The sequence below is a fragment of the Haloarcula marismortui ATCC 43049 genome (genome assembly GCF_000011085.1).
Classification (GTDB): Archaea; Halobacteriota; Halobacteria; order Halobacteriales; family Haloarculaceae; genus Haloarcula; species Haloarcula marismortui.
This window is the reverse complement of record NC_006396.1, coordinates 1,646,892-1,668,389: the sequence shown is the minus strand read 5'-3', so window position 1 is coordinate 1,668,389 and position 21,498 is coordinate 1,646,892. Positions and strand designations below refer to the sequence as shown.

21 protein-coding genes and 1 pseudogene are annotated in these 21,498 nt (G+C 66.1%); 3 read left to right on the top strand and 19 right to left on the bottom strand.

Features of this window, described 5'->3' with window-relative positions; translation table 11 throughout:
- Window positions 1-174 precede the first annotated feature (174 nt).
- Window positions 175-2,097, bottom strand: a complete 1,923-nt coding sequence (locus tag RR_RS12315; RefSeq protein WP_011223896.1) for an ABC transporter ATP-binding protein — start codon at window positions 2,095-2,097, stop codon at window positions 175-177.
- Window positions 2,098-2,166: 69 nt separating this feature from the next.
- Entirely contained in the window at window positions 2,167-2,964 is a 798-nt protein-coding gene (locus RR_RS12310; protein WP_011223895.1) for a DUF429 domain-containing protein, read from the bottom strand.
- 104 nt (window positions 2,965-3,068) lie between these two features.
- On the opposite strand from RR_RS12310, the gene RR_RS22445 reads away from it, so the two are divergent.
- Both RR_RS22445 and RR_RS12305 read left to right on the top strand, forming a co-directional pair.
- The gene (locus RR_RS22445; RefSeq protein ID WP_004517194.1) at window positions 3,069-3,227 is read left to right on the top strand and encodes a DUF7559 family protein; all 159 of its coding nucleotides are present in this window, start codon (window positions 3,069-3,071) and stop codon (window positions 3,225-3,227) included.
- On the top strand, window positions 3,224-3,748 hold the full coding sequence (locus RR_RS12305) for an Hsp20/alpha crystallin family protein (protein WP_004957992.1): 525 nt from the start codon (window positions 3,224-3,226) through the stop codon (window positions 3,746-3,748). The genes RR_RS22445 and RR_RS12305 overlap by 4 nt, the downstream gene beginning before the upstream one ends.
- Before the next feature lie 30 nt (window positions 3,749-3,778).
- Here the strand turns inward: RR_RS12305 and RR_RS12300 are convergent, their stop codons facing one another.
- The 5 genes from RR_RS12300 to RR_RS12280 all read right to left on the bottom strand — a co-directional run bounded on the left by RR_RS12300 (window position 3,779) and on the right by RR_RS12280 (window position 8,090).
- The gene (locus RR_RS12300; protein WP_011223893.1) at window positions 3,779-4,882 is read right to left on the bottom strand and encodes an NAD(P)/FAD-dependent oxidoreductase; all 1,104 of its coding nucleotides are present in this window, start codon (window positions 4,880-4,882) and stop codon (window positions 3,779-3,781) included.
- On the bottom strand, window positions 4,883-5,668 hold the full coding sequence (locus tag RR_RS12295) for a DUF7388 family protein (RefSeq protein ID WP_011223892.1): 786 nt from the start codon (window positions 5,666-5,668) through the stop codon (window positions 4,883-4,885).
- Window positions 5,669-5,738: 70 nt separating this feature from the next.
- Window positions 5,739-6,359, bottom strand: coding sequence for an NUDIX hydrolase (locus RR_RS12290; RefSeq protein ID WP_004957985.1), 621 nt, complete (start codon window positions 6,357-6,359; stop codon window positions 5,739-5,741).
- A 91-nt stretch (window positions 6,360-6,450) separates the two neighbouring features.
- Window positions 6,451-6,921 carry a DUF7109 family protein gene (locus tag RR_RS12285; RefSeq protein WP_011223891.1) on the bottom strand — a complete coding sequence of 157 codons (471 nt, stop codon included), beginning with the start codon at window positions 6,919-6,921 and terminating at the stop codon, window positions 6,451-6,453.
- A 32-nt stretch (window positions 6,922-6,953) separates the two neighbouring features.
- Window positions 6,954-8,090, bottom strand: coding sequence for an MFS transporter (locus RR_RS12280; RefSeq protein WP_004957982.1), 1,137 nt, complete (start codon window positions 8,088-8,090; stop codon window positions 6,954-6,956).
- Window positions 8,091-8,209: 119 nt separating this feature from the next.
- Here RR_RS12280 and RR_RS22440 point away from each other — a divergent pair, with 119 nt between their 5' ends.
- Window positions 8,210-8,380: an HVO_0758 family zinc finger protein gene (locus tag RR_RS22440; protein ID WP_004517187.1), complete on the top strand. Its 171-nt coding sequence runs from the start codon at window positions 8,210-8,212 to the stop codon at window positions 8,378-8,380.
- On the opposite strand, the gene RR_RS12275 is transcribed toward RR_RS22440, so the two are convergent.
- The 12 genes and pseudogenes from RR_RS12275 to RR_RS12220 all read right to left on the bottom strand — a co-directional run bounded on the left by RR_RS12275 (window position 8,381) and on the right by RR_RS12220 (window position 21,457).
- A complete protein-coding gene (locus RR_RS12275; protein WP_011223890.1) occupies window positions 8,381-9,466 on the bottom strand; it encodes an aldo/keto reductase in 1,086 nt (361 codons plus the stop codon). It lies immediately after the preceding gene.
- Window positions 9,467-9,538: 72 nt separating this feature from the next.
- Window positions 9,539-10,723: a DHH family phosphoesterase gene (locus RR_RS12270; protein ID WP_011223889.1), complete on the bottom strand. Its 1,185-nt coding sequence runs from the start codon at window positions 10,721-10,723 to the stop codon at window positions 9,539-9,541.
- 48 nt (window positions 10,724-10,771) lie between these two features.
- Window positions 10,772-11,662, bottom strand: a complete 891-nt coding sequence (locus tag RR_RS12265) for an SDR family oxidoreductase (protein WP_049938934.1) — start codon at window positions 11,660-11,662, stop codon at window positions 10,772-10,774.
- Window positions 11,659-12,087: a DUF5791 family protein gene (locus tag RR_RS12260; protein ID WP_049938933.1), complete on the bottom strand. Its 429-nt coding sequence runs from the start codon at window positions 12,085-12,087 to the stop codon at window positions 11,659-11,661. The genes RR_RS12265 and RR_RS12260 overlap by 4 nt, the downstream gene beginning before the upstream one ends.
- Before the next feature lie 50 nt (window positions 12,088-12,137).
- Window positions 12,138-15,140 (bottom strand): DUF7286 family protein, encoded by a 3,003-nt coding sequence (locus tag RR_RS12255; RefSeq protein ID WP_049938932.1) that lies wholly within the window; start codon window positions 15,138-15,140, stop codon window positions 12,138-12,140.
- A complete protein-coding gene (locus RR_RS12250; protein ID WP_011223885.1) occupies window positions 15,128-16,000 on the bottom strand; it encodes a DUF7284 family protein in 873 nt (290 codons plus the stop codon). Before RR_RS12250 ends, RR_RS12255 begins: the two co-directional genes overlap by 13 nt.
- Window positions 15,997-16,392, bottom strand: a complete 396-nt coding sequence (locus RR_RS12245) for a DUF7285 family protein (RefSeq protein ID WP_011223884.1) — start codon at window positions 16,390-16,392, stop codon at window positions 15,997-15,999. The genes RR_RS12250 and RR_RS12245 overlap by 4 nt, the downstream gene beginning before the upstream one ends.
- A complete protein-coding gene (locus RR_RS12240) occupies window positions 16,373-16,834 on the bottom strand; it encodes a DUF7283 family protein (protein ID WP_004957964.1) in 462 nt (153 codons plus the stop codon). The genes RR_RS12245 and RR_RS12240 overlap by 20 nt, the downstream gene beginning before the upstream one ends.
- Before the next feature lie 34 nt (window positions 16,835-16,868).
- Window positions 16,869-18,614 carry a type II secretion system F family protein gene (locus RR_RS12235; RefSeq protein WP_049938931.1) on the bottom strand — a complete coding sequence of 582 codons (1,746 nt, stop codon included), beginning with the start codon at window positions 18,612-18,614 and terminating at the stop codon, window positions 16,869-16,871.
- Window positions 18,611-20,473, bottom strand: a pseudogene (locus RR_RS23080) (ATPase, T2SS/T4P/T4SS family). The gene RR_RS12235 and the pseudogene RR_RS23080 overlap by 4 nt, the downstream one beginning before the upstream one ends.
- Window positions 20,466-20,939 (bottom strand): DUF7311 family protein, encoded by a 474-nt coding sequence (locus RR_RS12225; RefSeq protein ID WP_004957958.1) that lies wholly within the window; start codon window positions 20,937-20,939, stop codon window positions 20,466-20,468. The pseudogene RR_RS23080 and the gene RR_RS12225 overlap by 8 nt, the downstream one beginning before the upstream one ends.
- The gene (locus RR_RS12220; RefSeq protein WP_011223879.1) at window positions 20,936-21,457 is read right to left on the bottom strand and encodes a DUF7310 family coiled-coil domain-containing protein; all 522 of its coding nucleotides are present in this window, start codon (window positions 21,455-21,457) and stop codon (window positions 20,936-20,938) included. The genes RR_RS12225 and RR_RS12220 overlap by 4 nt, the downstream gene beginning before the upstream one ends.
- Window positions 21,458-21,498 lie beyond the last annotated feature (41 nt).

The window sequence follows — 21,498 nt, the reverse complement described above, 5'->3', positions numbered from 1 at the left end:
ACAGCAGACCGGAAGCGGGGTTAACGTGCACCTGACTGGCGGCCATGCTGGCTGCTATCGAGGGACTTGAATGAGCAAATCAAGTATTTCTCGGCAGCAACTATTTCGAGACAGCGCAGTTGGTCGTGCCACTGGTACTACCTCCCTGCCGGAGACGTTTGGACAGCAGCAGTCTCAGTCGTCGGCGCTGACCGTTCGGTCGTCGGCTTGGGCGTGCCAGAGGTCGGCGTAATCGCCGTCCGCCGCGAGCAGGTCGGTGTGGCTACCGCGTTCGACGATTTTGCCGTCGTCCATCACGACGATGCGGTCCGCGTCCTGAATCGTTGAGAGGCGATGGGCGATGACGAAGGCGGTGCGATCCGCGACCAGTTGCTCGATACTCTCCTGAATGCGGTCTTCTGTCTCCGTGTCTACGTCGCTGGTCGCCTCATCGAAGATGATGATTTCGGGGTCGTTCAGCAGGGCCCGGGCGATGGCAACACGCTGGCGCTGGCCGCCGGAGAGTTTGATGCCGCGCTCGCCGATCTGCGTGTCGTACCCATCCGGCAGGTCCTCGATGAACTCGTGGGCCTGTGCGGCTTCCGCCGCGTCGCGGACGCGGTCGCGTGCGGTCTCCCAGCTACTCCCCCGCGCCTCGTCGTCCGACTGCTCAGCGTCAAGGACTTCGCGGTCGCCGTAGGCGATGTTCTCGGCGACGGTCCCCGAGAACAGGTACGGCTGCTGCTCGACGATTGCGATTTCGCTCCTGAGACTCTGGAGGCCGTATTCGCGCACGTCGACGCCATCCACTCGGACTGCACCGCTATCCACGTCGTGGAACCGCGGCACCAGTTTCAGCAGGGTTGATTTGCCGGCCCCGGTCGCCCCGGCGAGGCCGACGGTTGCGCCGTCTGGCACGTCCAGCGACACGTCGCGGACGACCGGCGGCTCGTCGCCGTAGCCGAAGGTCACGTCGTCGAACTCGACTAACCCGTCGATGCTATCGGGTTCGTAGGTGTCCTCGGGGTCGGTGACTTCGGGTTCTTGGCCCAGCAGGCCGAACACGCGCTCGGCGCTGGATTTGGCGAGCTGGTACTTGTTGGCCGACTTGCCGACCCGCCGCATCGGGGAGTAGAGCCGGCGGATGTAGAGGAAGAAAGCGGTAAACGCCCCTGCCGACAGCGCCGTTTCGCCCTGTGGATTCGTGATGAAGTCCATCCCGGCGACGTACAGAATCAGCACGAACACGATGCCGGTCAATAGCCGCAGGCCGGCGAAGAAGGCCCGGCGGATGCGGAGCGCGGCGACCTTCTCATCGTGGTACTCCTGGCTCTGGTCGGTCACTCGCTTGCGCTCGAAGTCGTACCGGTCGAATGCCTTGATGACCGGCGCGCCGCTGAGGTTGTTCTCCAGCCGCGTGTTGAGCCGCGACACCGTCTGGCGAATCGAGCGATACCGCGGCTCAATCCACGTAAGGAAGAAGCCGCTGGCGACGCCGATGATCGGGACCGGTGCGAGCGCGATGAGCGCTAGCTTCGGCGAGTAAGTGTAGAGGATGACGGCGATACCGCCGACGGTCGCCACCACCCGTATCATCTGGCGGAACTCCGTGTTCAGAAACGACTCCAGCCGGTTGATGTCGCTGTTGAGTATCGACATCATCCCGCCGGTCTGGTGGTTCGCAAAGAAAGACAGCGAGAGATGCTGGAGGTGGTCGTACGTCTCGTTTCGGAGGTCCCGCTGTATTTTTTGGGCGCTCGATTGCAAGAGGTATCTCGATGCGAAACGCGCTGCCGACCGGATGAGATACGCGATGGCCGCGATGACAACGAGTCGCTGGAGGAAGGCGATTCGGGCGGCTTCGCCAGTGATTTGGCCGGGCGGCAACAGACCGGCGTCGGTCAGCAACCCCGGTTCGCCGCTGTTGAGGACGACGCGGTCAATGGCCGCGGCGACGATTATCGGCGGCACGAGGCGGGCGAACCGGGTACAGAACGCCGCCAGAATGCCGACGAATAGCCGGAGCCAGTAGGGCGTAGCGTAGCTGACGAGGTTGACCATCGGGTGGCCGTCGACGTTCTCACGGACGCCTTCGAAGCCGCCCTGGTCGTCAGGCATAGACGGTAGTTGGGCCGGAAGCTGATATATGCCGGGCTTCGACCCAGAGACACTGCCGCCACTGCGTCGTCAAACGTAGATACAGCCTTCGCTCTGTGGGCCTGCCGCGGGCGGTCTTGCACCGTCGGCCAGTCGGCCCGCAGAGACGACAGCAGCCAGCGAGTCCAGCGCGTCGTGGTTTCCGAGGTAGGTGTCGCGGTGGTCGCCGACGGTGACGCTACAGGCCTCAACCGCCGCGATGTTTGCTTCCCGACGCTGTCGGGGGTCGTCGACGTTCTTGTACCCCTCGCGGTAGCAGCCCAGCCAGCCGAACGTCGCAGCGGGGTACACCTCGGCGACGAGCGTCTCGGCGTCCCAGCCCTCCATCGGTACGACGGCTGTTTCCTCGTCGTCTCGCAGTTTTCCGAGCACGTCCCGGACGCCGTAGAAGGTCATACTGCGCGTCCGATTCGTGTAGGGACACAGCGCGCCGCGTCGGAAATCCGTCTCCCGGCGCAGGTCACGGCTGCCGGTTGCCATCTCGGCGGTGTGCCGACAGGCCTCCGAAAGCGACCCCGGGTCAGTCGGGCCGCTACCGCTCGCAAGCCAGTCGACGAAGCCGTCCCAGGTTCCGCCGCATTGTGCGTCAAGTAGCGCCTGTGGCAGACTGAACGGGAAATCCAGCCCGACCGTGCCGACATCATCGTCGGTAATGCGGTCGAGGAGGCCGGCGTGGGCCGCCTCGCGGTCCCGGCCCCATTCGTCCGTCCCGCGGTAGCACCGTTGAATCGTCAGCCCGTCGTCCGTTGGTATCGCCTCGGTAACCCAGAGCGCGTCGCCAGCGCTTGCTGCGCCGCTGAAATCCGCCCCGAGGACGCGTTCACTCATACACCTGAGTACGCTGGTGACGGCATCAATGTTGGGACTGGCAAGACGGGGTAACCCCGGCCCCGTCCGTAAGGGGTTTGTCCCCGACGGACCAACGAAATACTATGCCAGCCACTATGGAGGTCGTCTGCACGGACGACAGCTGCGAACTCGACATGTTCGAGATGCACTACACGTACGATATGCCGGACGATGTCGAACTCGCGGCGTTCTCCTGCCCGTACTGTGGCGGAACGGACTGCCTCGACGAAGTGGAACTATGATGCGAGACATCGGCTCCTCTATCAGCGACGCGATATTCGAGAACATCGGGCGGGCCGCCGGCCGGGTCCAGGAGAACAAGCCGCTGGCCTCGGACCTGCTGGAGTCAGACGATGCCTACCTCGTCGTCTTCGACGCGCCCGGCACGACGGCGTCGGACATCCAGGTCCGGTACGTCGACGACCGCGTGGAGGTCCGTATCGACCGCTTCCGCGATTTCTACGATGGATTCGAAATGCGCTACCCGGGCCGCGGGCTCGCACTCGACGGGAGCGTCACGCTGCCGAGCGATGCCGCTGTCGACCCGGAGACAGCGCAGGCGACGCTCAAGAGTAACGGCACGCTCCACGTCCGCGTCCCGAAAGCCGACACGGACCACGACGAGGACGAAGCAACGGATGTCGGCGTTGCAACCGACGATAGCGGGACTGCTGAGGTGACTGACGCGGATGCAGACAGCGAAACGGCTGATGTCGAAGACGTGACCGACGCAGCTGACGAGGGCGAAGACGACGACGCCTGATCCTTCTGTATACTCCTTCTCACAGCGTATTCACTCGTTCCAGTCACGCGTCGGGTCGTCCAGCGCGGCGAATTCTTCGGAGCCGTCGAACCGTGTCGGGTCGACGCGACCAGGCAAGTGTTCTGAAAGCGGGTTCGGGCGATTGAGAACGTCTGCGGCGAGATAGTTGCCCATCGCCGGCGCGCGCATGAGTCCGTGGCCCTGCCAGCCAGTGGCTACCCAGAGTCCGTCGGCGACCTGCCCGGCCAGCGGCGCGCCGTCGGGTGTCGCCGTACACAGGCCGGCCCAGGCTCGGTCACAGGCTGGCGTGAGCGCCGCCGTCTGCTCGACCCGGTCGAGGCTCCGAGTGACGAACTCGGCGTCCGCGTCCGGGTTCCAGTCCGTCGGGTCGACCTCGTGTGCGCCGTTGCCGACCAGTAGCGCGTCGCCCTTTGGCCGCCAGTAGAACTCTCGTGTCGCGTCGTAGAACGACGGCAGCGTGGCATCGACCGGTTCGGTCACGAGGGCCTGCGCCCGGTAGGCTTTCAGCGCGAGCGAGACGCCGACATCGGCGACGAGCGGCTTCGTTTGCGGGCCGGCCGCGACGACCACCGCGTCGAACGCCCGAACCTCGTTCGCTGTTTCGACGGTCGCCGGCGAATCGAGGGAGACCGGGGTGCCAGTCTCGATGGTCGCACCCGCTTTGCGGGCTGTTTCGGCGAGCGTCGCCACCACCTCGTCTGGGTCGAGTACGCCGGCGTCGCGGGCGAGGCCAGCCACCTCGATGCCGCTGGTCTCGAGTGCGGGGTAGCGGTCGCCGAGTGCCGCTGGTGTGAGCGCCTCGACCCCGACGCCGTTTTCCTGCATCTGCGTGATCTGCTCGCGGACGGCCGTGGCGTCGCTCTCCGTGCGCGCGACCCAGACGTAGGGCTGGGCCTCGAACAGGCCCATGTCACGGTAGCGAGCGAGTGCGTCCGCGGCCACGACGGCGTCCACGTCGTCAGCGAACGCGTCGTAACAGAGGCCGGCCGCCCGGCCGCTCGCGCCGCTCCCGAGCGTATCACGTTCAAATACCGTGACCGATGCACCGCGGCGAACCAGTGCTAGCGCGGTCGACAGGCCAACGGCCCCACCGCCAACGACGGCGACGTGCATTTACGAGAGGAAGGGGTCGAGTCCACGCGCCGGGTAGCCGACAATCGTGTCGACACCGATGTCGTGGAGTCGCTTGGTTCGCTCGGCGACTGTCTCGACGGAGCCGACGAGCGCGTAATCGCGGATAGCCTGTTTGAGTACGTCTCTAGTCCGACCCGTCGCTCGGCTGTCCGTCGGCGCGCCGTCGGGCAGTGCGTTCCGAACCGGGCCGCGCCGGGCCGTGTAGTCGCCGACGGCGTCCAGCATCGCGTCCTCGCTGTTCGAGAGCACCAGCGGGGCGTACACGGCAATCGACCCGTCGAAGCCCGCCGTCCGGAGCGTCCGAACATCGCGGGCGGTCGTCCGCGAGAGAAGTTCGTACTGTGTGCCTCCGACTGCCAGCGCGAGTCGCTCGATGCCCTCGGTACCGACCCACGGATTGCTGGTATCGTCGACGGCCGCCCGTAACCGCGGTGCGACGGCCCGTGCGGCCTCATCATCTGAGAGATACGCGCTGTGGCCGGCAACCAGCACGTGTCTCGCATCTGCCGGCAGCGTGTCGAACCCGCTGTCATCGCCCAGCGGGTCGAAGCCGTTGGCCCGGACCGGCGTGGTGACGCGTACGTTGGCAGTCGATGCAAGTCGCTCGATAACGTCCGTCTCTGGGACGTGGGCCGCTCCCTCGTAGTCGATTGCGAGCGTCTCAACATCGAGGGCTGTCGCCTGCGACACGTCCACTTCTGTCGGCTTGAGTGCCACCGCGTCGATGCCGGCGGCCGCCAGTGTCGCACCGGTAAGCGTGGTCATCCAGTACGCCACCAATGCCTCGGGGTTGGAAAATTCTGTCGCTCTCGGCCCCGCTCCAGCCGGCTCTGTGTTACTCAGCTTCGTCGCGCACGCTCGGCGGCAAATCGTCGTCCGGCTCCATGTACCGGTCCGGTTCGGGCGGCACCCGCCAGTCGGTCGCGAGTTCAAGCAACTGGACGAGCATCCGTGCCGTCGCACCCCAGACAGTGTAGCCGTCGACGTAGAAGAAGTGGAGCCGAATCTCGCCGTAGTGGGGGTGGTCGCGGTGCTCTGACTCGTAGTTGTCCAGATCAGTCAGCTCCGACACCGGGAGGGTGACTATTTCCGCAACCTCCTCGTCCGAGGGTAGGTAGTCGCGGTCTGGAATCCGCCCGACGAATGGACGCACGGAGTAGCGCGTGATGGTCCGGATATCGTCCAGTCGGCCGAGGACATTGACCGCCAGCGGGTCGAGCCCGATCTCCTCGTTTGCTTCCCGAAGTGCAGTCCGAAGCAAATCATCATCTTCAGGTTCGCGACCGCCGCCGGGGAACGACATCTGTCCGGGGTGGTCCGACAGGTGGTCAGCGCGTTTCGTGAACAGTATCGCCTCGCCCGCAGGTCGCGTGACGACCGGAGCGATGACGGCCGCCTCCTGTGGCTCGTCGTCCACGACGACTGGCTCGTGGGCCGCGACCCGGTCAAACTGCATAGCTTGTGATAGGTGATGGACTGTCTTAATTCGGGTGGCTCACTCGTGTGAACTAACTGATTTAATTATGCGGGATTTTGGAGCGTCGGGCTCATACGTCGTCCAGACGGTCGCGGAGGCCGTCCATTTCGACATTCTCCCAGGCTTCGATGTCGTAGCTCACGTCAAGCAGTGTCTCGACGCGGTCCTCGTCGCCGTTCTTGACGGCCATCACCGCATCCTCTCGGAAGCGGGCCTTGACGGCCTCAATGACGGCGTCGCGTGCGAGGTCGCGGGCCGGCACGTCCATAATGTGGGGGAGATCAGCCGCCCCGTCGGGCAGGGCCGGGAACGCGACCGGACCGACGACCAGCAGCGTCTCGTCGGTATCGGCGGCGTGGTCGTCAACGGCGACGAGGTGGTACGAGTCGATAGCGCCGTCGATGGCCGCAGCAACCGCGTCCGGGTCGGCGTCGATGCCCTGCTTGAATGCGAGTTCGCCGCAGGCATCGACGAGCTCCGCGCTGGTGAGCGAACCGAAGAGGTCGACGACGCCAGCCAGCTCGTCCGGTGGCAGGTCCATACAGGTGACGCGGCACCGAGTGGCTTCAGCCTTTAGGCTCGGGCGGCACTCGGCAGCCGGCCATTAAGGTGTAGCGACACCATCGCGACGAGGACGACGAGCAACGCGACGCCCATGCCGCGAAGCAGCGTCGGAAACGTGACGCCGGCGTCAAGTAGCCGTCCGACAAGCGCACTCCCGGGGGCCTGCATCACCATCATCCCCGCGCCGTATGTGGCGTAGGCGCTCGCGCGGTGACGGTCCGGGAGCGAGCCGAGCAGGTACGCGTCCACCGCCGGGAAGATGCTGTGGATGACGTAGCCGACGATAACGCTGAACGCGGCCAGCGACCAGAAACCGGTCAGCGACGGCAACACCAGCACGCAGCCGGTAAATGCCGCAAGTATCGTCAGCAGGTACGGAATCGACGGGAGCCGGTCGGCCAGCCGACCACTGACGTAGAAGGCCGGCACGCCGGCACCGAACGCGAGCAACAGGAGCGTCCGACCCGACCCCGCGGACAGGCCGACGCTCGTGGCGTATGTGACATAGAAATTGAACAGCCCGTTCCAGACCAGTCCCGCGACGCCGATGGTAGCGACGCTGGTGACAATGATGTGCCACTGGGCACGCGCCGCGCCGAGGAGGTCGCGGTCTTTGCTCCCGGCGTCTGGAAGCTGGGCGCGTCTCGCGATGATAGTGAACGCGACGGTTACCACTCCCGCGGCGACAGCTATCCCTTGCAGCGCGGTTCGCCATGTCCCGACGACGAGCACGAAAGAGATCAGCGCCGGCGCGCCGACGGCGGCGAGCTGGGCGGCGACGCCGTGTTGCCCGAGCGCGCGACCGGGCCGCTCCGGGAACAGCTCACTGACCAGCGTGTTCGCTGCGGTCAGGTAGACGCCGCTTGCAAGCCCCATAGTGAACGCGCCGACGAGCAACAACGTCGGGTCGAACGCGAACGCGGTGAACGTCGTTCCAAGCGTCAACACGACCCCGGAGCCGAAGATGACCTTCGCCCGCGATATCCGGGTCAGCAGGACGCCGGTGGGGAGCCGTGGGAGGGCGCTCCCGGCCCAGGCCATCGTTGCGAGCAGTCCGAGTGTCGCATCGGATGCTCCCGTTGTCGCCCGAATCGGCTCGATAAGCGGTGCAAAGACGACTCTGCCGAGGTTGATGCAGAACACCATCCCAAGCAGCGAGCCAAAGATGCGGCGACGTGACACGACCGGCGATAGAGCGGAAAACCTGAACAACGTTCCGGAACGCCGCCACGGGGTTTTTACACGCGGGTAGCACACTGGCAGGTATGGACTCAGTGAGGAAGGCCCTCCGGGCCGGCGATGTCGAGAAGGACAACTACGGACGGCTCTCCTGTACCAGCTGTGACGAGCCGCTTGCGACGGAGAACGACCCGGACGAGGTCGGGAAAGTGCGCGTCTGCCCCGAGTGCGACGGCAAGTGGAAGGAACTCAGCTAGCTACTCAAAGACGGCGTCGAACGCGTCAGCACCGAGTGGCTCGTATCGGCCCGCATCGACGTTCTCCCGGGCGTGTTCGACCGACCCCGTGCCGACCAGCGAGCAGGTCACGCCCGGCGCACTGCGTGCGAAGTTAATCGCGCGCTGCGCGCTCGTTTCACCCGAGAGCTTCGCCGCTACGTCGTCCGGGAGTTCCGCGGCTAGCTGTCCCTGCATGATGGAGGCGCTGGTGAACACGTCTAACCCGGCCTCGTGCGCGAACCAGAGCGCCGACTGTGGCCCCTCCGCGCCGTCGTGAGACTCGACCGTGAACGCGTCGGCCATCGCAACGTTGAACGGCAACTGAATCGCGCGGAGATGCGTCGCCGCGTTGCCGACCGTCTCTGCCGCGGCGCGGGCGCGCTCAACGATCTCTGGAAGCGAGAGGTGGCTGTCGTGGTCGGCGGGCACGCGGAACGCCTCCCACGTCGCGACGCCGTACTGGTTGATATCGCCGGCCGCCGCCCGTTCCTCCAACTGTTCGAAGGTCGCCTCCAGCTGGTCGTACACCGCTTCACGGGAGTTCACTTTCAGTTGCGTCTCCGGATTGTGGACGTAGTAGAGGTCGATGGTATCCAGTCCGAGATTCGTCAGCGACCGGTCGATCTGATCGTCAATGTAGTCGGGCGCAATGCAGTGCTGGCCGGCAACGAGGTCGTCGCGGTCGACGATGCCGGTGTCGAGGTACTCCGACCGGACGAACGCGCCGGGGTCAGCCGGGCGCGCCCCGTCAAATGGGATGAACCCCCCTTTCGTCGCAACAGCGATTGCCTTACGGTCCACGTCGGCGTCCGCGACGGCGTCGCCGACGACACGCTCGGAGCGCTGGTGGCGGTAGTTTATTGCTGTGTCGACGACGTTGATGCCGGATTCGAGCGCCGTGACGATGGCGTCGTGGTAGCTCGCGTCCCGCTCGTCGGTCGGGTCGCCGAGGTACGTGCCGATGCCGATGCTGGAGACGACGCCGTCGCCGAACCGGCGGTAGAACGTGCGTGCGAACTCGTCGTGGTCGTCCCGGTACGCCCAGGTCGCCTCCCGTGTAGCCATACCGGCTGTTGGTCGGGTAGTAACAAAAGGGCAGAGATTCACCCCGGTCGGCGACCGCGCACAGGTCGCCTGTTACAGTTCGCCGCTCATCGCATCGAACACCCGTTCGCGGAAGTCGTCACGGGAGACGCCATCGCTGGGACCGAGGCCGGCCATGTGCTTGACCGGGACTTTCCCGCCGCCCATCCGCGCGTGACCGCCGCCTTCGGCCATCGGGATATCGTCGACGACAGCCTCTATCGCCCGGCCGATGTGGACGCGGTCGTCCCGGGAGCGCCCGGCGATGCGCATGGTTCCCTCCTTCTCGCCGACGATGACGACTGCCGAGACGCCCTCTAACGTCTCCAGCTCGTCCGCCGCCTGTGGAATCGCATCCGTGTTTGACACCTCGCCCACATCGCTGAACGCGTAGGGCGCTCGCACCTCCCGTTTCCCGATGGCCCGGGATTTCACGTCGAGGACTTCGGCGTCGACCTGGGGGTTTGCGATGCGGTTGAGGAGGTCGCTGTCCATCCCATCGTAGAGGAACGCGGCAGCCGCGAAGTCCTCAGACTGACACCCGTTTGTCAGCGACCGGGTGTCCGACTGAATCCCGTACATCAGCCCCGTTGCCAGCGCACAGGGGACGGTTTCTGCCGGTGCTGCGTCGATATCGATACTCCCGGTCCCCTGTGTGTCGCTGAACTCAAATTCTAGCTGATTGAAGTAGCTTGCGAAGATGGTCGCACAGGCCCCGTAGTCGGACCGGATGTCGGTGAACTCGTCGCCGCTGCCGTTGCCGGGGTGATGGTCGATGACGGCGACCGGTTCGACCTCCTCGGCACCGAGGAAGCCGCGTGCCGTGTTGTGGTCGACGAGGACGACGGCCTCTCCGTTGATGTCTTCGACAGTTTCGATGTGGTCGAAATCAAGATCCAGCACCGTCTGGAAGGCCCGGTTCTCCGGGCGGCGTATCTCCCCGGGGTACAGCAGCGACGCTGACGTATCGGTGCCGGCGACGAGCTGGCTGACGGCCAGAGCAGAGGCCATCGCGTCCGGGTCCGGGTTCGGGTGCATCAACACTGCGATCCGGTCGTAGCCGGCCAGCGTCCGACGCAGTCGCTCGCCGGGCGTTCGGCTGAGATACCGACGCACCCAGATACCGGCACCGAGGAGGGCGAGGAGGACCACAGCGACACCAGCGATCAGCAGGGGGTTCTCGCTAGCGACCGCCGCGGCGGCGTCAACCTGGAGTCCGCCGACGGCAACGCGTGTCATACCACGCTGTTCGCCAGCCTATCAGTAATAAAGTTCGCCCCGATAGGGCTAATTTTGCCGGTAGTCTCGGACGGCGTCGCGGTACCCTTCCCGGAATGTCGGGTACTCGAATTCATATCCCAGTTCGTGGAGTCGGTCGTTCGAGCATCGCTTGCTCGTCTGAATACGGCGCTTTGCGGTCTCTGAGAGGCTCTCGTCGGCGAGTCGTTCTTCGGTCGTCTGTTTCGGCGGGAACGAGACATCACACTGCTCGGCCAGCCAGTCGGCAAAGGCCCACTTTTCGACTGGTTTGTCGTCGACGACCAGCACGACTTCGTCACGGTGGTTCTCGGTCAGGAGGTGGCGCACGGCACCGGCTGCGTCGGCCCGGTGGACCATGTTCAGGTAGCCGGCCGTCACCGGCCCTTCCAGATACCGATCCAGTCGGTAGCGGTCCGGGCCATACAGGCCGGCGAAGCGAGCGACCGAGCCGTGGCCGCCGTATTCCACGGGACGCTCGCGGGCGACCCGCTCCGCTTCGGCCAGCACTTCGGTCTTCTCGGTCTGTGGGTCCAGCGGCGTCTCCTCATCGACCCACGCGCCGCCGTGGTCGCCGTAGACACCGGTACTGGAAGTGTACACCAGTCGCTCGGGCGGGTCGGCCCGCGACCAGAAGTGGTCGATAGCTGTCCGGAGCCCCTCGACGTACACCTCGCGGGCGGCCTCGGCACCCCTACCGCCGGAGCTTGCGGCGAAGACGAGCCAGTCGGTATCCGGCACCGCCGACAGCGACTCGGGGTCGGTTACGTCGGCCCGGACCGCCTCGAAGCCGGCGTCCTCGATAGCCGCGATGCCGCCGTCGGACCGGCGAACGCCCACGACCTCGTAGTCGTCTTGCAACTGCTGTCCGAGTTCGAGGCCGACGTAGCCACAACCCAGAATGGCGACGCGCTCCGTCACCGCTTTTCCCCCTCGATGTGACTGTGCAAGAGGGCATACTCGGCCAGTGTCACCGGGTAGCGGCCCTCGATTTTCTGCTGTATTTCTTTTGGCTCCAGTTCGTCGTCGATACCGGAGGCGAGAGACTCAACGTCCATGACAGCCGTCGTCATCCCCATAAGGAGGATATCCTGTGCTTCGGCCTGTAGTGCGTCCGCGTCCGGCCGGTTCGGCCCGGTCGCCAGCACAGCGACCGCCTCATCAAGCGTCCGGTCGGCGATATCGCCGTCGGCGAACGCTGTCACTGTCGCTTGGTCGAGACCGGCCTCGGCGACGATTACCTCAACGCCGACTGTCTCGACTGTCTCGGCCAGCACGGTGCCGTAGGCCGTCAGTAACTCCTCGGGGGACTGCTCGCCAGCGTCCGGAAACTCGCCTCGAAGCATGGGCATCGGTATGGCCCCGGGGTATTTTACTTCGGTTATGCGGCCCGGGGTCAGGAGCCTGCGTCCGGCCACCCACTCGATTCTTCCACACCGTTGCCGCCCTTGTCACCGACCCCGCGCGGTTTGGGTGGCACGACGACGACAACGCCCGTCTCGGCTCGGAACGAGACGCGGTCGGCGGTTCCCAATCGCTCGCCTGTGCCGTCGCCGTCCACGTCAAGCGTGACGTTGTGCCCATCACGCGCATAGGTGGTCTGTGCGCCGGGCTCGCTCGGCGGACCGTGACTCGCGGAGACGGCGAACCGTGCGTACTCGCCCTCCACAGTCACCCACCAGATGTTCGCCGTCGCGTACCAGGGGGTAACTGGCGGTGCCAGCGGGAGGCCCGCTGGGAGCCTGTCCGTTCCAAGCCGCTTCTTCGCGAGCTGCTGGACCTTCTGTTCGCCGGCATTCGCCAGAGCGCTGCTCAGTTCGTCTTTCGCAACGGACCGCACCGCCGAGGCCGTCCCGTTCGTCGACTCCAGCGTCGGTCTGGTCGCCGGCGTATCGACCGAAAGCAGTTGCAGGCGGAGGCGGTCGCGTTCGACCCGCGTGAGGTTCAGTCGGGCACCGGCGACGCGGGCGACCCGTTCCTGAGCGGAGCCGTTGGTCAGCGCCAGTGCTCTGGCCGCCGATGTTTCCCACGGCGACATCGCTTCAGTGACAATCGCCTTGCTCTCGTCCTGTTCAGCCTCAGTGTGCTGGGAGACTGCCAGCCAGAGCGTCGTCGTCATCTCCGTGTTGGCCGCCGCAACCTCCCGCTGGAGTGCGTCGCGTTCCGAAGCGAGCGTGGCGTTTGACCCCGCTTCGAGGGTTTCGTTTGCGGCCGCGAGTGTGTTCGCTGCCGTTGCGAGGCGTACCCTGTCACCACTCTCGAATGCACCGCCAACGACGGCGTCAGCGGCGTCGCCGTACGGGACCGTGAACACGTTCACGTTCCGCGCTACCAGCGGGTGCTCTCGTCCGTCGAGAGCGCGATACCGACGCTCGTCCAGTTCGGCCAGCGTCAGATACGGCGTCTGCGTATCGACCCGTGTCCTGACGGGGCCGGCCGGACCGACCGGGACCGGGCGTGACCGGGGGACGCGCGTCTCACGAGCGGTCAACCCTTTCCGGAGGGCACGCAGCGACCCCTCGGTGCGTTCCGTTAGCTGTGCGTCGACTCGCTTCCGGTGACCGTTCCGCGCCGAGGCCTGCTTGTCCAACTCCGCCGACACCGCGTTCAGATAGGTCAGCCGGGCCGCGACGCGTGCCTTCTGGGCCGCGCTGTCGTAGGTGTCCGGCACGGCCGCAAGGGTAGCACGACGCTGTCCGACCCGTTCTCGGAGTTCCTGCGGAGGATTCGTCTCGAAGGTCCCGACACGTCCGCGCTCAACGGTGACGGTCGTGTTACGGACTGACGCCCGCAGAGTCATCAGGTCCCGATACACCCAGTTCCGCAGCTCTGGCGGTCGGTCAGCCGTCACTGTCGCCTCTGTCCGGCTGAGGCTGTCGTCGACGACTCGCTCGGCCACTCCGTCCCGACCCCCGGTGTGACTGACGAGCACGTCCATTGCTTTCGGCTCCACGTCGGCAAGGTTCGACCCGTTCAGCGGACTCGGGCTGGCATCGTGCGCGGTCCGAATCGAGCGGTTCGGTGCCGGTGAACGCCCGTGATGGCGGCCGACGACGGCGACAGTCACCCGATAGCGAACAGTGCTTGAGGTAGCTGTGCGCCGACGTACTGACCCGTTCTGCCAGACGGCGGTCCGCGTGTACTGGCGCTCGACAGTCCGGCTAAACGTCTCCAATGCGTGCCAGCCGTCCGGTGTCGCAACACCGCCGCTGGCGTTCCCGACTGCCTCCGTAGTGGTGGTCGTCCGGTCGGCGACCAGTGTCCACTCGGTGCCCGGCGACGACGGCGTCCCCGGCGGCCCCCCGCCCAGTCGATGTTTGTCGGTTTCCAGCGCTACCTCGACCGTGTATGCGTCTTCGAGCGTCTCGTTGAGCGCTGACGGCTTGGTGACGGACCGGAACGCGGTGTCGGCCGTCTCGTTGACGCCAACGGTCATCGAATCGGTCGAGCTTGGACCCGTTGTGGATTTCGGACGCGGCGGTGTCTCACTGATCGGCTTGTACTGGGCTTGGCCGACCACGTCGCTGGAGACAGCGGTTCCCCTGCTGCCCCGAATGATGTCTTTGATTCCGGTCACCGCTGTTGCCTCTTTCAGCGCACGGCGACCCGCCGGGTCACTCCGGCCGAAGGTCGACCGCTGGACGCCGAGCAGTGCGCCGTTCGCCGCCAGCGAGACGTGCCGGTTTGCGACGACGTTTTCGATGCCAGCGCCGCCGTATTGCGCGTACCCCCTCGCCCACGCCATCGGGTACAGCCGCGCTGTCATCCGCTGGCTCAGGCCCGGCTTGTCCAGACCGTTGTTCAACCGCGTCTGGTAGGTTGACACCTGGTCGTGGAGCATGAGCGCCTGCGTCGGAACGACAACAGTCGGCGAAACGCGCCGCGTCGAAACCACTGCGCCGTTGCGCCGAACCGTCAGAACGACATCCTCGACCGTCGCCCGCATCGCGGTTTTGTTCGGCCCAGCACGTTCGACCGAGACGCGGCGTTTCGCCGCTCGGAGACCGCGCATGTTAGAAACCGCCGGCAGGCTGGCGGTCACGGTCACGTCACCGCTTCGGCCGGAGACGCGCTCCAGTCGGTCTGCGACCCGGAGATAGGCGCGGATTCTGAGCGCGTCCCGAAACGCTGTCGAGTCGTTCAGGACCCGACCAGCGGGTGTGTTGGCCGGCGTGATGACTGGGTTCGCCGCTGCCTGCTGGCCAGCCGTCGAGACGCCGTCCCGCACGGCGACCTGTGTCTCCGCCGTGGCCTCGTCAAGTGCCCGCTCAACGGCTGTTTCGCTTGGAGCCGGTTCGCTGACGAACGTTGGGGCCAGCGTGAGACTGCTCACCAGCAGGAGAACGCCGAGCAACGCGAAGGGGACGCGGCCGCGAGTGTCGTCTCTCACGGTGACCACGTCCTGACAGTCACGCGGACACGACTCGTTCGGACGGCGCTGGCGGCGTCTGCTGGCGAGTCGTACCGCGACCGCATATCGGTCCGAAGCCGAGCGGCGAGGGCCGCGGTCAGGTCGCGGTTCATCTCGACTGTCGACTGTCGTTTAACGGCAACGTTCGCCCCTGTCAGGTCGGCCATGCGCTCGTACCGCGTGGCCATCAGCACGTCTGCGGGGTAATCGCCGCGGAGGGCGTACCGCGACTGTGTCGGCGGGAACAGGCCGTCGACAACACTCCGGGCCACGACCGTCGCCACACCGTCGTAACCACCAGTCTTCGCCGCTTCCCGGGCCGGCTCCGAGACGTTCTCCATCCCGCTTGGGACCGTCACCGTCGCCGCTCGAACGTCTACAGTATCCGGCGGCCGGTCGCCGACGCGGTACTCGCCGCTGACTGGCGCACCGGGATACGGTGCCCAGGTGACACGGACGGACGTTCGATGCCCGCGGCTGTGGAGTCTGTCACGCGTCGCCGCAGCGACTCGTGACTCGAAGTCCGTGCCGGCGCTCGATACCCGCTCGCCCCCCACGGTGACGCTGCTCATCGCTGCTTCACCGAGCAGTTCCGCGACGGTCCCGTGGCTCGTCCGTTGCCGTCGCGTGGCGTGGTCGGGCGGCCTGCGGTGCTCTGACGGTGGGACGAGCAAATCATACTCGACGCTCGCGGTACTCGTCGCCAGCGTCGACGCTTGCTCGGCCGCAGGGTTTGTGGTCGTCGCCGGGTTCTCGACCCCGACACCGCTCACAAGGGTCACCACGGCCGCACCGATGAGCAGGAGGAACACCGTCACGTCGGCGACGGCACTCATTGCTCGGGTCATCGCCACACTCGCACGGTGAGCGTTCCACGACGGACTGTCCCCGGCCCGACTTGTACGCTCACTGTTCTGGTTTCGGTGTCGGCGCTGGTCGGTGGCTCCCGGCCACCACTCCATCGCTCGCCGGTCATCGCCGTGATGGTCGCGTTCCCGTGGTAGTTCGCTGGCACCGCATCGAGCGCGTTGTCGAGCCCTTTGGGCCGAACGACACCGGCCGATGAGAGCCGTTGTTCCACAGCATCCGCGGTCGGCGTGGCGATGTTGCGGTCGTCGTCCAACGTTCCGAACGCATCGTCCAGCACGCCGGCATACAGCGATACGCCAAGCGTGACGGCGAAAACGGCAACGAGCACGGCGACGGGTTCGGTCGTCCCGCTATCCGACGATGGTGACATCGGTCCCTCCCCAGGCGACGTGCCTGACGGTCAGCCGGTCTGGAGCTGGTCGCCACCCGTCGTGCTTAGTCCGAGCCCGGCGGGTGTCCCGACGGAAAGCGTTGGGCGAATCGTACACCGCCTGTGGCCGCTCCCCGTTCACCACAGCCTGTAGTCGGTCGGTTCGCGCTGGGACAGCCGTTCGAATCAGTCGTGCGGTGGCTGTCCCGCCGTCGTTGCGAAGACGGACTTCACGGCCGTCGAACGCCCACTCCGTAGCGATGAGTCGTCGATGTGTGACGGACCCGGGCGGGCTAGTCGTGACTTCATCGATAGTTGCGGCCGCCGCCGTCGCGTCCGGCGGTGCGGTCGTCGGCAGGCTGGCGACGACCCCAAGAACGGCCACGCTCACTGTTCCCAACCCGACCCAGAGGTACAGCGTATCGACGTGCGTCTCGAACATGGAACGGCTTGGCCGCGTTCTCCGATTTAAATACTCAGACCAGCAGCCCGGTGGCGACGACGGCGACAAAGAAAGTGGCCGTGGCCGACAGGAGCGCCAGGCCGGTTCGGTAGCCAACGAGCGCGCGGTCGAGACCCCGATGCAGGCCCGTCGATAGCGCCGTCAACAAAACAGCCAAAACGAGCACGTACCAGCCGATAACCGGGCCCAGCAACGCACTCGAAACGGTGGCGAACTGCTCGCCGCCGCCCATCGACCCAGCCAGCGCGACGGTCGCGCCGCCGACCAGTGGCCCGAACAACGCGGCGGTGTTCGACAGCGTCTCGGTAATCTGCGAAAGGTCGCGGCGCGTCTCACGCTCGATGGTCCGGAGTGCGTCCAGATGCTCACCCATCGTCGTCACGGACGCTCCCGCTGGTGGCCCGATTGCTGCGGCTGTATCCAGCAGTGTCGCCACCCGACAGGCTCGATGGCTCGGAACATCAGCGAGCGCGCCGCCGGGACCCAGAAACGCTCCCTCGACGCTGGTTCCGAGGTGCTCCTGTCGGGCGGCGGCGGCTTTGATGACGGCGCTGGTCGGTTTTGGAGTCTCGTCGACAGCCTCGACGAGCGCGGCTTCGACCGACTGGCCGCGGTCCAGCCGTCGACCGACAGCCGACAGCGCGTTCGGGAGGCCCGCTTCGATGTCGGTAATTCGACCACGGACCTCGGCGACGGGTCGGTAGTAGCTGACGAGCGCGCTCCCGACGCCGGCCCCGAGTGCCCCGATGGGAGACGCCCACGCAGCGACGAGCGCGCCGGCAAGGCGCCATCCCCCGATTCCGGCGACGATGCCGCCCGCGATTGACGGGAGCGCCGATGCCGGCACGTCCGGATGGCTCCGCGGGATTGTCGCCGGCGGGAACGCGACTGGTCGCTGTCCCAGGAGCCAGCAGCAAGCGACCAGCAGCGCGGCGGGCAAAATAACGCCGTAGGTCCCGACCAGCACGGGGGCGGTTACAGGCACACCCGCGGCAGCGGCGGCGGGCAACAGTGACGCCATCGCCAGCGGCAAGAGAACACCAAACGCGTACAGGCCAGTCGCCGGACCACGGAGTGAGGCCGCAAAGGCCGCCATCTCATCGCGCGTCCCATCAAGGATGCATCGTCGTGCGCGTTCGAGCACTTCGGGCCGCTCCTTGGCTGGAGCCGCTGTCGCGTTTTCGACCAGCCCGACCGAACGTTCCAGCGCCGGGAACCGGTCGCTCCATGACGCCGCGAACGTTCCCAGACCACTCTGTGGCGTACCTGCGGCTCGCTGTCGGTGGTAGTGCAGCCGTCTGGCAAGCAGGCTGTCTCCGGTCCGTCCAGCGAACGCCGCCGCCCGCTCAGCGCTGGGCCACAGCGTCGCGCCGAGCACTAAGGTCGTGACGAGCGACGGTGCGGCCCCCAGCGTTCGGATGCGCTTCGCCTCCGCGGCAAAGGGGACACCGTACCGTCCCAGCGCTCCGACACCCAGGGACAGGGCGAGGAACCCGAGACTGACAGTCGTCGCCAGCGGTCCGGTCACCGCCACAGCGACGAGCAATGCGAGCAGGGAGCCACACACCGCAACGGCGTAGCTCGCCGTCAGCAGTGTCTCAGGCGGAGCCGAAACCGAAAGCAACCGATACGCTCGTCGGTAGTCATCTGGCACCTCAACAGTGCCCGGGCAGGCCGCAACGAGCGCGGTTGTGAGCCGTGTGGCTGATGCCGTGTTCACGTCATCATGGGCGTCGTCTGAACCGCTGGCGTGGCTCACGGCTGGACCTCGTCTGTGTGTGGTTCGTTCCCACGAGTCTTGACAGCCACCGACTCCTCGAATTGTTCGGTTCGCGTCTCGATAGCGTCGAGCACCTCTGCGTAGGACTCACCGGGCGCGGCGAGTGACTCCACCAGACGGCTGTTACCCCGCTCCAGACGACCAGTTGCTGTCGCTGTCGACCCGTTACGCTCGTAGAGCATCTCAAAAGTGACATCGTCACTGTGAGAGACGATTTCCGCGATAGAAGCGATACCGCGGCCGTGTTCCGACGTGGGCGGAGCCAGCGTCACGACGAGGTCCGTCACGGCAAACGACTGGACAGGGACACCGAGGTCCGACACCAGTCGTTCCTGAACGGCGTTGGGGCCGTTGCCGTGAATCGTTCCGAGGACGGCCCCGTCGCCGCCACCGACACGCATCGCCTCGTAGAGAACGCTGGCCTCCTCACCGCGGACCTCCCCAACGGCGAGCGCGCCTTCGCCGAGTCGGAGCGCGGTCCGCAGGGCCTCTGTCGCATTGACTGACGGGCCGTCCCCGCTGGCGGTCCGAAGTGCCTGCACGTCCCGTCCGTCGGACTGCAGTGACGCCGCCGGAAGTTCGGGCGTGTCTTCGATCAGGATGGTCCGGACCTCGTGGGGAAGCTCCCAGAGCAACGCCCCGAGTGTCGTCGTCTTGCCCGCGCCGCGAGGGCCGGCGACGAGGCAAGCCCCGCCCCGCTCCGCGACGACAGAGAGCAATCCAGCGACGGCGGCTGGCATCGTCCCGTTGTCGACGAAGTCGGCCAGCCGCCATACGTCGCTGTCGTGGGCGCGAAAGGCGAAGGCAAGGCCGTCACTGACCGGTTCGCTCACACCGGCGACGCGAATCTGCCGGTCAGCCACCGTTGCTGTCGCATCGAGCGTCGGATTCGCTCACGAGAATGCCCGGCCGCTCGACCGTCTGAACGTCGACGCCAGTGTGTTCGCGCCCGACGGCGTCAGGCGGATATTCGTTCGCATGGTTTCACCGTCACAGCGCACTCGGAGCCGGGTGTCGCTCACCGGGGCAGTCGCGAACACGTCTGACACCCGCTGATCGGCGAAAATATCTTCGAGAATCCCGAGCCCGCCCGTGTGTTTCTCCAGTACTGCCCCGACAACGGTTGCCGTCGAGCCATCGTCGGCAACCGCGTTCGCTGCACTGTACGGGTGACAGCCGCCGTCGGCGGCAGCGGTCGCGACTCGCTCGTACGCCCTGACAAGCGTCTCCATCGTGTCCGCGTCGAACCGCTGTTCGCGGGGCTCGATATGATACATCGATAGTTGGTCACCGCCCGTGTTGTATCTCCGAACGACGGCCTCTGTCGGGAGCGTTTGCTGGTCCCGGAGAGTCGCATCGGCCGGCGGCGCTGCACCGACACGGGCGTCGCTAATCGTTGGCCCAGTGTAGGCAGTGAGTGCCTGTTCGCTGGTGTCGAAGCCTTCGGTGGCGACCGCCAGTCCAGTCTCCGCAGCCAGGTCAGCGACCGGTCCCGACCGACCGATTGCCTCCGACGCAGCAGCGACAGGGTCGCGGCGGGCGCGGTTTGCGAGGCGGTCGTCCAGCGAGGCAACTCTGGTTGCAAACCGGCCAGCCGCGGTGAGCACCGCCGCCGCCCGGTCGCTGTACATCTGCTCCTGTCCGGCTTGCTCCGTAACGACGGTATCGACACTAGCCGAAGAGAGCGAACCGATGACTGTCGCCCGGCAGTCAGCCGACGCGGCGAGGTCGCCACCGCCCGGACACTCGCCCGCTGTCATCACCAGCCGCCCGCCCTCGATAGCCGTTTCACAACGACACTCGGGCGCTGTCGATGATCCAAAGAGCCACTCACGCATGGCCACTCCTCGCCGCGGCTTCGGACTTAAACCGATGGACCATTACCACTCGCTGGCCATCCGACCGCGTCAGCACGAACACCAGCTGATGTGTGCCGGGTTCTTCCAGCCGGTCGGTCCCCGCTGTCGTTCGGATCGGGATACCGACCAGCTGTTCGGTCTGTTTCCGGGACTCAACTGTCCAGGTCGCGACGCCGACACCGGCCCGCTCTGTGAACTGCAGCCGCCTGACACCGGCGTTCGTGTAGGTACGTGCGGGGAGTCGTAACTCCACCGCGCGTCGGGCGTCGCCGTTCGGCGTCGCGTCGTCAGTCTCGACCAGCATCGTCAATTCGGCTCCTAGTTCGTCCAGTTGTCGCTCCATCGTACCGCTGGCTGCGTCCGCTCGGGCCGTCGACAGTGCCGGCGCTGTTGCACCGATAAGTGCTGTCATGACCGCGACAGCGAGGACCAGCCGGTATATCACAGCAGCGCACGGATACGTCCGATAACGCCCGCGTCCAAGTCCTCACTTTCGTCCGAGTCGCCGCCGTCAGTGATGGCAGAGAAATCAGTCTGTGCCTCCGCCGTGAGGCCAGTTGTGGCGCTCGTCTCTGTGTGGTCGTCGGCTGGCGAACTCGAAGTGGCCTGTGTGCTCCCCGTCCGTCGCTGGTCGGTCCCTGCCGCCGGGTCAGATACCGACGGCGATGCCAGTTCCTCGTCGAGTCGGACCTCCAGTCGGTCGGTCGTCGCCAGCGCCGCGTCAGCGCGCTGTTCGACATCTTCGTTGACCGAACGGATGTTCCCCACGTACCCCCGGAGGGCTTGCGTGGCTGCTTCGAGTTCCGCCGTCCGCTCGTCGATGTCGGCGAGACGCCCCTCGACGGTGTCCATGCGGTTCTCCAGTTCTGCGAGTTCCGTTACCTCCGGGAACTCCGTCGTTCCGTCCGTGACCGCGCGTTCGACCGTACGGAGCCGCTCCGCCAGCGTTTCGATATCTGTCATGCCCGGCGCTGGTCCCGTACTAGTATTTGAACGCTCGGACA

Coding starts and splice junctions, on each gene's coding strand:
- RR_RS12315 (WP_011223896.1), bottom strand. CDS start 2,097: ATGCCTGACGACCAGGGCGGCTTCGAAGGCGTCCGTGAGAACGTCGAC.
- RR_RS12310 (WP_011223895.1), bottom strand. CDS start 2,964: ATGAGTGAACGCGTCCTCGGGGCGGATTTCAGCGGCGCAGCAAGCGCT.
- RR_RS22445 (WP_004517194.1), top strand. CDS start 3,069: ATGCCAGCCACTATGGAGGTCGTCTGCACGGACGACAGCTGCGAACTC.
- RR_RS12305 (WP_004957992.1), top strand. CDS start 3,224: ATGATGCGAGACATCGGCTCCTCTATCAGCGACGCGATATTCGAGAAC.
- RR_RS12300 (WP_011223893.1), bottom strand. CDS start 4,882: ATGCACGTCGCCGTCGTTGGCGGTGGGGCCGTTGGCCTGTCGACCGCG.
- RR_RS12295 (WP_011223892.1), bottom strand. CDS start 5,668: ATGACCACGCTTACCGGTGCGACACTGGCGGCCGCCGGCATCGACGCG.
- RR_RS12290 (WP_004957985.1), bottom strand. CDS start 6,359: ATGCAGTTTGACCGGGTCGCGGCCCACGAGCCAGTCGTCGTGGACGAC.
- RR_RS12285 (WP_011223891.1), bottom strand. CDS start 6,921: ATGGACCTGCCACCGGACGAGCTGGCTGGCGTCGTCGACCTCTTCGGT.
- RR_RS12280 (WP_004957982.1), bottom strand. CDS start 8,090: ATGGTGTTCTGCATCAACCTCGGCAGAGTCGTCTTTGCACCGCTTATC.
- RR_RS22440 (WP_004517187.1), top strand. CDS start 8,210: ATGGACTCAGTGAGGAAGGCCCTCCGGGCCGGCGATGTCGAGAAGGAC.
- RR_RS12275 (WP_011223890.1), bottom strand. CDS start 9,466: ATGGCTACACGGGAGGCGACCTGGGCGTACCGGGACGACCACGACGAG.
- RR_RS12270 (WP_011223889.1), bottom strand. CDS start 10,723: ATGACACGCGTTGCCGTCGGCGGACTCCAGGTTGACGCCGCCGCGGCG.
- RR_RS12260 (WP_049938933.1), bottom strand. CDS start 12,087: ATGCTTCGAGGCGAGTTTCCGGACGCTGGCGAGCAGTCCCCCGAGGAG.
- RR_RS12250 (WP_011223885.1), bottom strand. CDS start 16,000: ATGACCCGAGCAATGAGTGCCGTCGCCGACGTGACGGTGTTCCTCCTG.
- RR_RS12245 (WP_011223884.1), bottom strand. CDS start 16,392: ATGTCACCATCGTCGGATAGCGGGACGACCGAACCCGTCGCCGTGCTC.
- RR_RS12240 (WP_004957964.1), bottom strand. CDS start 16,834: ATGTTCGAGACGCACGTCGATACGCTGTACCTCTGGGTCGGGTTGGGA.
- RR_RS12220 (WP_011223879.1), bottom strand. CDS start 21,457: ATGACAGATATCGAAACGCTGGCGGAGCGGCTCCGTACGGTCGAACGC.